The following is a 13,229-nucleotide window of genomic DNA, read 5'->3' on the forward strand; positions in this document are numbered from 1 at the left end:
GCAGTCTATAATAGATTTGAAAAGTCGGGTAGTTACCTTTAATGAGGGGCTGGTTTCAGGCATGTATATCCAAAGGATCATTACGGATAACGGAGCTTATATAGTTGATATGAATGCTGAAATTCAGTTGTATGAAGAAGGGGTTAATAGGCTTGGGGTGAGTATTATGGATTATGCTCCATACCGGCCGTTGACTATAGCGATTAAGGAGGAGAAAGGACAACCAACCAACCGTGTGACATTGCGTGATACTGGTGATTTTGAAAGTAGCTTCTACATTGAAGTCGGTGACAGGCAATTTGAAATAAAAGCATCTGATTGGAAAACTGAAGCATTGATAAAGAAATACGGCCGTCAGATTCTCGGTCTTACGGATGAAAATATATTGAGCCTTATATGGGATTACATTTATCCGGATCTCATGAAAAAGGCAAAGGAAGTAATTTTAAATAAATAAAAATGGAACGTGTACCAATACCAAAGAATCCAGAATTATTCGATAGGGTGATATCCGATATACAGAAAGGGTTAGCTGATAATCTTCCGTGGCTGGATCATAGCTTCGGACGTGCAGAACGTCTTGTGAAGTCCATCAACGGAAAGAAATATTATACACCTGATGTATATGCAGGTGGCAATGATTATATACTGATTGCACCGGATGATAAAGTGTTGGGTAACTTTTCATTTTTTGTAATTGATGATCCGCAGGATGTGGATTGGATCACAGGCAGGCAATCTGACTATAAGGCTCAATTTTCGCTTATTGTATGGGTGGATATGCGTAGGGTTACCAATGAGGCTGACAATCGCAATACGGAAGCCGTAAAGTTTCAAATCATGCGTGCGTTGAATGGTGGTTTCTGGCTTAAATCTGGAAGTATTAAGATTAACCGTATATACGAACGTGCGGAGAATGTTTTTAAAGGATTTACATTCAACGAATTGGATAATCAATTTTTGATGCATCCATTTGCCGGATTCAGATTCGAAGGTGTGATGACGGTTAAAGAGACATGTTATAATCAATAGTAAATGAGTATGCAGGATTTTTTATATCATATGGTTATTGTCGCACTGTTGGCGACATTTATTCTTTCATTGTTGCGTAAATGGAGAGTTATTGAGTGGATGCAGGTTCACGGTAATGGTTTCTTCTCAGAGATGGCATACTGTAACTTTTGCCTATCATGGTGGGTTTCTGTATTCCTGTCTGTTATCTGTGCGGTTATAACGGGAGATTTAACATTACTGTTAATCCCTTTTTGTTCAACTCCTTTGACTAAATATCTGCTATGAGAAAGATTGTAATTGCAAAGCATAATGTAGAATTGTACGATAGTATAGACGAATTGCCTATTATTCGATTTCACAAATACAATAAGATGCTTCTTATAGATGCCGGTGTAGGTTCCGATCTGAGTGATTGGGACGCACATATGGAAAAAGTGGTAAGGTATTGCCGTTTAAACCAGCCTGACAAAGCCGAAAAGGAGATAGGAAACATCCGGCAGAACATCTATTTCATACAATCAGAAATAAGCCCGAAACATCTGGCATTTGCAGCATTGGTAAAAAGCATAGACGGAAAATTGGTAGATGATTTAACCGATGACGGATTACAGAAAGTGTTGGATCTGTTTGCAGAAGCGACGAATAAGGAACTGACCGACCATATGGAATCGGTCAAAAAAAAAATAGATGAAGAGATGCTACTGTATTTCCCCATGCTGTTTGATGATTCTACCGTGAAGGAGTATTATGATCTTTTGAGGGAAAGAACACTGCTAATGCTAAATAGTACCATTGAGGGAGTTGATAAAAGTAATGAAATCGATGATCTGACAGGTCAACTGATTACTTATACCAACCCTCAGTCTTTTTCCGGAACCGACAGTGTAGAAATACAGTATGATAAACAATTCGAAAATATGTGTCTTATGATTGCACAACATCTACATGTCAATGCAAAGAAGTACACTGTATTAGAATATTACAACGCATTTGAATTCATAAAGAAGTCTTTGAAGTCAAAAAACAAATCAAAATAAGATGGCAGATAACAATAATCCTATAAAATACAGTGATCTTATTAAGCCTGACAGTTCAATAACCGATCTGATCAAGCAATTAGAAGAATTGAAAGGCATATATGAGTCTGCTCTTGCGAAGGTGAAAAAAGAAGCGGAACAGCTTAGTAATTCCCTTAAAAAAGTATCCGGTGCAACAAAAGAGGGACGTGAAACTATTCGTAAAGCTTCTGAGGATGCAGAAAGATTATCTTATTCTCAATCAGAACTTACGGATTCTTTGAATGCTACAACAAAGGAATTGAATCTGTTAAAGTCAGTTCAGCAACAACAGAATTCGATTAGTAAATCTGCTGAAAATTCCAATAAGTCATTAGGGGCTTCTTATGAAAAATTGAATTCGGATACGAATAAATTAACCCGTTCTATCGATGAATTGTATACTGCATTGTCAGATGTAGAAAAGACGAATTACGATGCATTCATAAAAAAGGGTGAAAATGGGATGGCTTCATATTCGGATGTAATAAATAAGGCATCTTCCAATGTTGCCCGGCTGACATCTATCTCTGATCAACTGAATGCGTCTTTTGATTCCGGTGATTTGAGCATAGATGATTATCGTGCTGCTATGGAAAGAGTAAATGCCGGTCTGCAAAAGGCTGACTCTGTAATGAACAAATTTCAAGAATCACAAAGGGGTGTTGACGATGAAAATGGAAGGTTACAGGAGTCTTTTTATGGTCTTGATACGAATATGCAAAATTTGTTCAAGAATCTTATTGAGCTTCAGCAGGAACAGGTAAATACTAAATCTTCATTGAAGGAACTTAACAAAGAATATGATTCTGGGAAGATTTCTGAGAATGAATTCATAGAAAGGGCAGCAGCTCTGACTTCTGTTATGGATGGTCAAAAAGATGCTATAAAGAAAACTCAGACGCAAATTAAACTTCTTAATCAGTTGAATACAAGTACTGCGGGAAGTTATGAACATTTAAGTGCTCAGTACTCATTGAATAAGATACGTCTTAATGCAATGACTAAAGAAGAAAGGGAAAACACCAAAGAGGGTAGGGAATTGGTTAAAACGACTCGTGATATATACGAGGAAATGAAGAAACTACAGGAGGCTACAGGTAAGAATCAGCTTAATGTCGGTAATTACAAAGAAACTTCTGATGCTATATTGTCATATGCTGATCGATTGAAGGAAACTTTAGGATTGAATAATGCATTTGGGGAGTCTTTAGTAGCTTTAGGTCGTGGAGGTAAGGAAGGTAAGGAAGCATTAATGGCAATTGGTGATGGTGCAAAGGCATTAGGTCGCACCTTATTAGGCTTGTTATCCAATCCTGTTTTTCTTTCAATTGCGGGTTTGGCCGGTGCTGGTATGGCCTTCAAGTGGTGGTATGATTATAATACAGGCTTAATCGAAGCAACTCGGTTAACTCAACAGTTTACCGGGAAAGAAGGGAATGATTTAAAAGCATACAGAAATCAAGTACAAGCGGTTGCAGACACTTTCAATCAAGACTTTAAAGATGTACTTATATCAGCCAATGCATTGTCTAAACAATTTGGTGTTGATACAAATGAAGCCTTAAAACTGATACAGGATGGATTTATTTCCGGTGCAGACGTTACAGGCGGGTTCCTTGATAACGTAAAAGAGTATCCTACTTTTTTTAAAGAAGCTGGTGTTTCGGCTGATCAGTTTATCGCAATCGTTTCACAGACTAACAAAGCTGGTCTATTCTCAGACAAGGGCATAGATGCCATCAAAGAAGCCAATATACGGTTGCGGGAAATGACATCGGCAACTGCATCAGCACTGGAAGGGATTGGTATTTCTGCCGAACAGGTTCAAAAGGATTTGCAGAGTGGTACAATGACAACATTTCAAGTAATGCAGAAAATCTCTGCAAAACTTAATGAGTTACCGGATAGTGCTACGCAGGTGGGTACCGCAATAGCTGATATTTTCGGTGGTGCCGGTGAGGATGCGGGATTGCAGTATTTACGTACACTGAAAGATATTACCTTAAATCTTGATACTGTAAAGGAAGAAACAGGTGTACTCGGTGCATTACAAGAGGAACAATTGCGGAGTCAAGCGGAGTTAAATAATACCGTTGCTGCATTATTTGATGCTACCGGTGGTGCATTCGAAGAAATGATCACAAACGGGAAAATATTCGTGAATGATACCATTAATTCAATGATAAAGGGTATTATAAGTTTCACAAATCATGTCATTGAATTGTATAATGAAAGCATATCGATTCGTGGCTTGTGGGAATCTATCTTCTTTCTTCTGAAAACAGGATTCGACATTGTGGGTAATTCCATCCATCTGTTGACGGGGAATATCAAAGCAACGGGTAAAGTACTGAAAGCCGCTTTTACTTTGGACTGGGACGAATTCAAAGATGGGTTAAGTGAAGCTGGTAGAGCGTGGAAGGACTTTGCCGTTAACATGGGAAACGATGTTTGGGATAATTTGAAGCATGGGTACGAAAACATTAATAAGGGAATAAAACCTATTACGATACCTGTTAATGTTACTGAAGGTACTTCTACGCAGAGTGGTTCCCAAATAACAACGGATAATCCAAAACCAGATCCTAATGCCGAAAAAGAACGATTGAAACGTTTGGAAGCTGAAAAGAAACGTTTAGAAGAGGTTTATAAAACCAATCTGAACCTTAAAAGAAAGTATGAGGATGAAGAGTTGAAACTCGAAACGGATTCTTTCGCCCGTCAACGTCAACAGATCGTGTATAATTATACAAGGCAAAAGGAGGATTTAAAGCATAAATTAGCAACTGATAAGGCACTCAATGCGGAAGGTAGGAAAGCTATCAATGATACTATTGTCGTTTTGGATACACAATTAACGGCTGAATTAGTGAAGCTGGATCAGCAACGTAATCTTAGAGAATTAGAAGTTCAAAAAGAGGGTATACAGTTACGACTGGATGCTGTAAAGGAAGGGACAGAAGAAGAAATTGACTTACGTATTCAACTGATTGAGAAACAACGGAAAATTGAATTGGAAAAAAACAATCAGTTGGCTGATGATCTGCGTCAATCCGAGAAGGATATTAACGACAAGTATGACAATTTGATATTGAATCAAACTACTGCATTGACTAAACAACGGGAGTTGGAACTATTTGATCAGCAACAGAAATTGGAAGCATCAGAGTTTGATTTGCTAAAAACTTCTGAAGAACGTAAAACCCGTTTCCGGTTAGAACAGGAAAAGGAACGTTTACAGAAAATTCTTGAATTGAATGAAGCTTCTGGAATAAAGTTGTCTGATGTAGAAATGCAAACTATAAAGAACACTATAGAAAGAATTAATAAGGAAATAGGTGCCAGCGAAAAGGGAGAACGTACAAAGGATATATACAGTATGATAGGTTTAAATCTGGATGATGAACAGAAAGAGGCTATCAATACTTCCGTTCAATATGCCATTAGCTCTATAAATTCTATTATGGATGCAAAGGTTCAGGCGGCAGAAAGGGCAGTCGAAGCGGCAGACCGTGAGGTTGAAGCTGCTCAAAATGCTTTGGATGCGGAACGTGAAGCTCGTGCAAATGGGTATGCGTCAAATGTTGAGCAAGCTCAGAAAGAGTTGGATTTAGCGAAGAAGAATCAAGAAAAAGCATTGAAAGAGCAAGCCAAAGCACAGAAGCAACAGGAAGCGATCAATAGTTTAGAGCAGGCAAGCAATCTTGTTACTGCAAGTGCTGGCATATTCAAGTCCTTTTCCGGTGTTGGTATTTGGGGGATTCCTGCTGCAATCGCCATGATCGCTACCATGTGGGGTGCGTTTGCTGCTGCAAAGATAAAAGCGTCTCAACTAACAAAAGGCAGTGAAGAAAAGTATGGTGATGGTACAGTAGAATTGTTACAGGGTGGTTCTCATCAGTCGGGCAATGATGTTGATCTTGGAACAAAACCGGATGGTACCCGTAGACGTGCGGAAGGTGGTGAATTCTTTGCCGTTATCAATAAGAGAAATTCGCGTAGGTTTCGTAAGGTTATTCCTGATATTATAAAATCCTTGAACAACGGAACATTTACCGATAAGTATTTAGCTGCATATGACGGTGTAAATAACATCTCTGTCAACTTGAAAGAGAAAAATACCGATTTGAATGATATAAGAAACGATATAAGGGAGATAAAGAATAGAGAGCGTACATATCGTGATGCGAATGGTGATACTATTACTGCTTATAAGAACTTGAAAAGGAGAATTAAATCATGATGAATCCATTATACATTTTTTATTTGGTCAATCGGGATGTTTTTGATCCGGAAATGGAAGGGACTCAATACGGATACAGGTTATTCGCAACCTCCGGTTTTGTTATTAGGGATGCAAAGTACAATACAAGTCCTCTTGTTTCCGTGTCAGAATACACAAAAGTTGCATTCAATGAGAAAGAGGTTACTGTCTGCTTTTTCGACTCAAATCACAAATATATATCCGGCTATTCCGGTAGTAATCTTGATCTGGTTATACCAAATGGTGCGTCAGCAATGGTATTCTGTTATACGGTAGATGACTGGAACAGTGGTGATGTGAGTATTGATTTGCTTCATAAAGCGAAACCGATCTATAAAGACAGTCTTTCAAAGACATATACAAAAGAGTCCGAGCAGGAGTTTTTCCGTGAAGGCTTGAATGGTGAAATTACATTCATGTGTCGGGATTATTATTTTATCCTTAACCGTCCCTTTGATACGATTTACTATTTAGACGTTTATTGGAGCCAAGACGGTGGACGTACTTTCAATCTGTACGTTAAGACCAAATTCTTACGCACTGACTGTACCATTAACGTGGCTGACCTTTCTGTTCGTGTCAAACCGGATAGTAATGACGCTTATACGAAGTTATTGGACGGATGGGAACGGGAGTATGATTTGGTAAGATTGAATCCTGAACTTGAAAAAATATCCCTGTATAGACGTGGAATCTTACAAATCTATACGGCAGGAGATGATAAGGTCTCATGCGCTCTTTCTGGTGTGTTTTGGGAACAGGATTCAGATGTGGTTACAGATATTAGCGAACTTGAAAGTAAATATTATTTCAAAGAGTCAGGTACAGCTATTTTGATAAATGTTACAGGATCTGGTATTCCATCTCGCATGCAGGGATATTATACAGCTACTATACCGCCAAAAGGTTCTAATGCTGAGTACTTTAGAGCAACTTACAACAACTCTGATATGTCTGCATATATTCATGCTATTAATGGTGGAGTAGGTTATTATTATTTTGAATTAATAGATAGGACAACAGGTGAACGTGTTGGACTTTCACAACCGACTTATAACTTAGATCCAGCAGATCAAACTCTAACATTTAAAAATGCCGAAGGTTCAGAAATAGGAACAGGTATATCGAATAGAAAGGTATTTTATGCAAGATATGTTTCTGCGTCAAATTCTATAGATTCAGATATTGCAGAATGGCACAACAAACCGACTGATGATATGACATCAACACCTAATTCATACCCATATATAATATCATATGCCATTAACGGTTTCCGTGCATCCGCTATTATGAAAGCGGAACCTTCTGAATGGGGGCAAAACGGAAATGGGGAATATTATTATCCCCCTGTAGATATTGCACCTTACAAGGCATATCCTGTTAATCGTGATATGTGGACGGAAAACTATTCATATTGGTTTGTATTTGATTTTTCAAAGGATATAATAGAGCAACAATCAAGACTTGAATACACGATGTCTCATGCCATGCCTTTGCATTCTGTCTTATCCGTGCTTCTTGACAAGGTTACACCGGGTATTACTTTTGGGAATACAACAGAATACAGTCAATTCTTTTATGCATCATCCCGTCCTATCGGAGGAGGTCAACGAAAGGTGTACATGACTCCGAAAACCAATATCTTGATAAGTAACTATACCCAACCTGCACAAAAGGCTACTATCACTTTGAAAAGCGTATTAGACATGCTGAAATACGTGTATCAATGCTATTGGTATATTGAGGATAACAAGTTAAAGATTGAGCATATACAGTACTTCCGTAATGGTCGTTCATACACCAACCAGCCGGGAATTGCTATGGATTTGACAAAGTGGATATGTCCGAGCAATGGAAAATCATGGGAGACTGGTCGTAAAGAGTATAAATACGAAAAGTTGGATATGCCGGAACGCTATCAATTCTCATGGATGGATGAAGTCACAGAACCGTTTACCGGTTATCCGATCATCATGAGAAGCAACTATGTCAAGCAGGACAAGATTGAGGAGATATCGGTTAGTAATTTCTCTACTGATATCGACTATATGATATTGCGTTCTGATGAATTTTCCAAAGACGGATTTGCATTAATGGAAACGATTACGCAGGCCGGCAGAGAGCGTGTCCCTGTTTTATCTCAAACGGTAGACGGTGATATTTATCAGAATCAGAACGGGTATCTGTCCTATTTCTTTCTGCATCCTGTTTATTGGGGTTATAACCTCCCATCTAAAAAAGTGAATATCAATAATTCCGATATCACATTGAAATACATTTCCCGGTTAAAGAGCAGCGAAGCAAAATTCCCTTACGATCGTGAAATATCCCCTTTGAAATTGATACATACCTCCATCGGGGACGGTAAGATAGAGAGTATTTCAGTGAATTTGAGTAGTAGAATGCATTCAATAGATTTACGCTATGATACAGAATAACAATAACAATATTAGTGTACTTCCGTGGTACACTTCAATTAACGAACAGAATCACCGGAAAAGTTATTCATATGGGGATATATACCCTTTGTTTACTCCTTCAAGCTTTCTGTTGCCTTTTCAGTTAATGAGAGAGTATAGTGAGAATCCGATTCAAGAAGTGCTCCTATACACAAAGAATGGAGTGAAATATGCGGATATAACGTCTGACATGATTATGGCGGGATTGGAAATTGTGCATTTTAAGGATTTGGGGTATGATGTAATAGTATATCCGGGTAGGTTTCCATTGTCTTTAACAATGTATGACGGAATATATTATGCACGCATGTATGACGGTAAGCAGTATTTCTATTCAGAAATGTTTACCGTTGTTCCCGATATTTCCGCGTATTTGAAAATACAATGGTACGATGTCGAAAATCTTGTATTTGATGCCGGCCAGATAGTATATAACAATCCGGCATTTAAGAATGTACTTTATTTATGTACCGAGCTTGGGAAACCGGAATATCCGTTTGAGGAGGATGGAGAAACATTAGATGGGTATTTCTTCCCGGAAAAGCAGATCTCTGAAAAGACATATCGATGTACTTTTTTAGCACCTGAGTATTTATGTGATGTGATGAGATTAATTCGATTATCTGATTATGTCATTGTAACGGATAAATACGGTAGAGTATATAACTGTGATACATTCTTGGCAACTCCGACATGGCAAACACAAGGAAATCTTGCAAGCGTAGAAGTTGAATTCCAAACTGATACAGTTGTGAAGAAAATATGCCGGGGAACGATATACGAAAATAGGGGAGATTATAATTTCGATTTCAATTCCGATTTCAATAACGACTAATTTATTAACTATTAAATCTTAGAATAATGGCAGATTACATTAAACTAAAAGATGCGATTACTGAGGTCATAAAGACTAACGGTAATCAGGAGATAACCGGTCAGATCCTTCAAAATACATTGTTGTCTATCGTCAATGTGATTGGTGAGGATAGGACTTTTTCCGGTGTAGCAGAACCGGATACTAATCCGGGAAATCCGGATCAAAACGTTATTTGGGCGGCAACTCAAAAGGGTACATATACCGGATTCGGAAACTATGTACATGACGGTGTAGGTATTGCCTTTTTAGGTAATACAACTTCTGGATGGCAGGCTGTAAAGATGAATGTAGTGGGAGTTGATTCAGATGGGAATCCTGTAAATCCGGATAGTTATGTCACTAAAGAAGCATTTGAAAAGTTCAAAAAGGATTTGGTCGCAGAACTTACAGATACTTCTGACGCAAATAATATCCATGCCAGATTTGATAGTCATGGTAATGTTATATTTGATTATTACGCTACCAAGCAGTCTGTAGATGCTTTGATCAAAGAGATCGGTTCTGAATCTACTTCTGAATCAGAGGACGGTAGTGTATGGGGTAAATTGATTTCCTTAGTGCAAGATACCACTGTGCTTTCTAAAGAGATTTCCGATTTGAATGATGAATCTGATAATCTACAGGCGGATATGACGAAGGTAAAAAGCGATATATCTAAGTTAGATGAAGACATGGATAATGCTTATACTCAGAATGGATGTCTGTTTTGCCATCACGGTATGGTTAACATTAATTTCTATGATGATAATGTTAGTATTAATTTTCCGTCGCAGGTTGCCATTTCGTATTCTGATACTTTGAACGTAGTACATAATCAGGGAGACCTGTCAATGCCTTATGATTTTGAAGAATGGTTTTTAGTACTTGATTTAGAAGACAACAAGTTAAAACTCGTTTCTTCTATAAATCAAATGACTAAAAAAGTATTGGTAGGATGGATCAATGTGCTGTTAAAATCCGCATTATTAAGATGTAGTGATTATTCGATCAACGGTAAGCCAATGAATCCGACCAAATACCTTTCTGCATCCGAAATACTCAATGTGATAACATCTACTGCTACAGACCTACCTTTATCCGCGAATATGGGTCGGATACTTTCTACTCAGAATGCCATGATGCAATATACCGTAGCAGGGAAATATGTAGATGTCAATTTCAGCAGTACGGATACATCAGTTACCGTTACTTTACCGTCTGGTCTATTACTGTCGTATGGTAATACCCGCATCTCTGAATCTTCATCCACGGAAGGTACCGTGCTTACTGATAATATGAGTAGCGGACGTATTAAATATCTTGTGTATGATCTTGGAACCAGTGCATATAAGCTTGTGAATTTTGACGAGCAAATGAACAATTCGATACTCGTTGGATGGATTAACCAATATCTTAAGGAGGCTATATTGAAGTGTGACCGGTACAGGGTAGATGGTGTTTCTCAATCTCCCGATGATTATATCCAAAACTCCGACATCGTCCACAACTTGACAACAACTGATAAGAGTAAGGTTCTTGGTGCCGATCAGGCAGGGGTACTGGCAACTCAAAATGGATTTTTGTTTAACCGGTCTACCGATACGCTGTCTGTTGTATTTGATATTGAAAAGGTAACTATTAAAATCCCTCAGTTAGGATATGTTACATATGGCAATTCTGTTGTCGCAATAAACCTTGATGAATCATCAAGGGAAATATCTGCACAATTCAATGATTTTGCCTATAAATTCTTTGTATATGATATCAATAATAACCAGTTTGGTATTGTTGATTATCGTAATCAATTAATACCCGGTATTGTGTTGTTAGGATATATCAACAGCATTAAAAAAACGGCCGACATATTTACACAAGGGTATACCGTAGACGGTGTTTCTCGCAGTTTTGCAGACTATCTTTTAAAATCTGACGTTCTGGATTCCATTACATCAGACGATGCAAAAAAAGCTTTATCTGCGAGTAGGGGAAAACAACTTTCTACTCAGAACGGCTGGTTGTTTCCTCGTGAAAAAGGGATTATTCATTTTGAATCAACTTCTTTTAATAACATAACATTAAAAATAGATGGTCGATACTCAGTAAGCTGGGGGAATAGTGTTTTTCGTAATGAAGATACGTCCTTAAAAAACATTTCCGCTTCTGGTTTTCAATCTAACAGATTCCTTGTATATGATATCGAATCTGATTCCTTCTCTTGGGAGGAGTACGGCTTTCAAATGAAAGGAGTGTTGCTTGGATGGTACGACATCACTTCCGGAAACGTTTTTCTCAGATGTAGTGAGTATTCTGTAAACGGTATGCCGGCATCAAATGATGACCTTGCGGAAATTGCTTATAACAATATCCCTACTACGGTGATTCAGTTGAAGAAAAATTCAGATGAGGGCTTCATCAGTATGGTTATGACATCCCCGTTAATTGATTCCGAGATAAATATCACTGGGGGGTATGTATCCTTAAGTACAAATATCGGGACGGAAACCTCTGTGAAAATAAAGAAAGGAGTATCAAATAGTGTGTATTTTAAATGTATTGATCCCTTTGCAGTAATTGAAGCTAAAGGAGTATATAATATAACAAATAATACTCAAAATAATAATTGTTATGTAATAGGTAATGTACGGGATTTCGGTGAAGGGGCAACCCATATATCGTTATCTTCAAATAATAATGTTACCGGTGAAATAAAAGATTTTAATAGAAAAATGACATATATTCTTATCAATAGTGGCCCCCTTTCAAATCCTAAATTATCAGGTAAACTCGAAGACTTACCGAGACTTTTAACGTATTTACGACTTACGAGTGCTGGAATAAGTATTACCGGTAATGTTTCCGATCTTCCTCGTAAATTAACCTATATGTATCTTAATACAGGTTCCCCCATAGATATGTCCGGAGATGTGTCTGACTTACCTCGTAGTTTGGAACAAATTATATTATATGGTTTAACGGACATATTTACGGGAGACGTGTCGGATTTTCCTCGTGGATTAATAAATGTAATGTTAGTTGGTTCAAATTATATCATATCCGGAAATGTTTCAGACTTACCACCTAACTTGGATACCCTTCAAATTTCAGGAGCATCGACCGTATCGGGCAACATATTAGACTTACCGAGACGTCTGACAAATTTGTATTTAGTTGGTAAATGTAATTTGAAAGGCTCCTTGGCTGATTTACCTAAAAATATTAATTACTTGAGTTTTCAATCCACAGATTCTGCTAACCCGATAACGGGTGATATTAGTGATATACCTAATAAGAAAGTTGCATATTTGAGATTATATCAAAACTTAAATATTACGTTCAACGGGGAATTCCCTATGTCGGATCAAGTATATTATTTCCAGTTGCAACCATCCGAAGTATTCCCTATAGACTCTGCAACGGTTGATAATATACTTATAAAATTAGCGGCTATTGCGGGGGAGAGAACGGGAACGAGAACGATAAATCTAACTGGTGCATGTGCCGCACCTACGGAAGCTTCTCAATCGGCGATCGAGTCATTACAGCAGAAAGGATTTACAGTAACAACTAATAAATAATAA

The 13,229-nt window shown here is 37.8% G+C and carries 7 protein-coding genes; all 7 read left to right on the top strand.

All coding sequences use genetic code 11. The features are described from left to right. Positions 1-16 precede the first annotated feature (16 nt). The gene (locus HMPREF1532_RS12580) at positions 17-457 is read left to right on the top strand and encodes a hypothetical protein (protein WP_148301713.1); all 441 of its coding nucleotides are present in this window, start codon (positions 17-19) and stop codon (positions 455-457) included. A 2-nt stretch (positions 458-459) separates the two neighbouring features. Next, positions 460-1,032 carry a hypothetical protein gene (locus HMPREF1532_RS12585; protein ID WP_005930031.1) on the top strand — a complete coding sequence of 191 codons (573 nt, stop codon included), beginning with the start codon at positions 460-462 and terminating at the stop codon, positions 1,030-1,032. A gap of 263 nt (positions 1,033-1,295) precedes the next feature. Further along, entirely contained in the window at positions 1,296-2,051 is a 756-nt protein-coding gene (locus HMPREF1532_RS12590; protein WP_005930038.1) for a hypothetical protein, read from the top strand. 1 nt (position 2,052) lies between these two features. Next, complete coding sequence (locus HMPREF1532_RS20565) at positions 2,053-6,315, top strand: phage tail tape measure protein (protein WP_005930041.1); 4,263 nt, start codon at positions 2,053-2,055, stop codon at positions 6,313-6,315. Then, positions 6,312-8,774, top strand: a complete 2,463-nt coding sequence (locus tag HMPREF1532_RS12600; RefSeq protein ID WP_005930043.1) for a hypothetical protein — start codon at positions 6,312-6,314, stop codon at positions 8,772-8,774. The genes HMPREF1532_RS20565 and HMPREF1532_RS12600 overlap by 4 nt, the downstream gene beginning before the upstream one ends. Continuing rightward, positions 8,761-9,630, top strand: coding sequence for a hypothetical protein (locus tag HMPREF1532_RS12605; protein WP_005930046.1), 870 nt, complete (start codon positions 8,761-8,763; stop codon positions 9,628-9,630). Before HMPREF1532_RS12600 ends, HMPREF1532_RS12605 begins: the two co-directional genes overlap by 14 nt. A 26-nt stretch (positions 9,631-9,656) precedes the next feature. After that, positions 9,657-13,226: a hypothetical protein gene (locus HMPREF1532_RS12610; protein WP_005930049.1), complete on the top strand. Its 3,570-nt coding sequence runs from the start codon at positions 9,657-9,659 to the stop codon at positions 13,224-13,226. The last annotated feature ends 3 nt before the right edge of the window (positions 13,227-13,229 follow it).

The sequence above is a fragment of the Bacteroides salyersiae WAL 10018 = DSM 18765 = JCM 12988 genome (genome assembly GCF_000381365.1).
Classification (GTDB): Bacteria; Bacteroidota; Bacteroidia; order Bacteroidales; family Bacteroidaceae; genus Bacteroides; species Bacteroides salyersiae.

Excerpts from the sequence above, each read along its gene's own strand:
- HMPREF1532_RS12585 (WP_005930031.1), top strand. The coding sequence starts at position 460 with ATGGAACGTGTACCAATACCAAAGAATCCAGAATTATTCGATAGGGTG.
- HMPREF1532_RS12590 (WP_005930038.1), top strand. The coding sequence starts at position 1,296 with ATGAGAAAGATTGTAATTGCAAAGCATAATGTAGAATTGTACGATAGT.
- HMPREF1532_RS20565 (WP_005930041.1), top strand. The coding sequence starts at position 2,053 with ATGGCAGATAACAATAATCCTATAAAATACAGTGATCTTATTAAGCCT.
- HMPREF1532_RS12600 (WP_005930043.1), top strand. The coding sequence starts at position 6,312 with ATGATGAATCCATTATACATTTTTTATTTGGTCAATCGGGATGTTTTT.
- HMPREF1532_RS12605 (WP_005930046.1), top strand. The coding sequence starts at position 8,761 with ATGATACAGAATAACAATAACAATATTAGTGTACTTCCGTGGTACACT.
- HMPREF1532_RS12610 (WP_005930049.1), top strand. The coding sequence starts at position 9,657 with ATGGCAGATTACATTAAACTAAAAGATGCGATTACTGAGGTCATAAAG.